Origin of the sequence: Methylobacterium sp. J-090 (genome assembly GCF_022829345.1) — a bacterium.
In the GTDB taxonomy this organism is placed as follows: domain Bacteria; phylum Pseudomonadota; class Alphaproteobacteria; order Rhizobiales; family Beijerinckiaceae; genus Methylobacterium.
Genome location: NZ_JAKSXV010000102.1, coordinates 1 through 249, shown reverse-complemented (window position 1 = coordinate 249; position 249 = coordinate 1). Strand labels below are relative to the sequence as shown.

The following is a 249-nucleotide window of genomic DNA, read 5'->3' as shown; positions in this document are numbered from 1 at the left end:
ACCTCGATGAGTTCGTTGTTGAAGCCGTAGCGCTTCTGCCTGAATAGGATCGGGCCGGGCGAGGTGACGGCGACGGCCGCCGCCACGGCGAGCATTACGGGGCTGAGCGCCACCAGCATGGTGAGGCCGACGAGGCGGTCGAAGACGCTTTTGGCGATGATGTCCCAATCGGCCATCGGCTTGTCGAACACGTCGAGCACCGGCACCGCGCCGAGGTAGGAATAGGCGCGCGGGCGCAGGCGCAGCTTC

At 66.3% G+C, this 249-nt stretch carries 1 protein-coding gene; it reads right to left on the bottom strand.

Going from position 1 to position 249, the window contains the following annotated elements:
• Nucleotides 1-249, bottom strand: a 249-nt coding sequence (locus MKK49_RS21180; protein ID WP_244031863.1) for a sugar transferase, incomplete at both ends; no start/stop codon positions are given.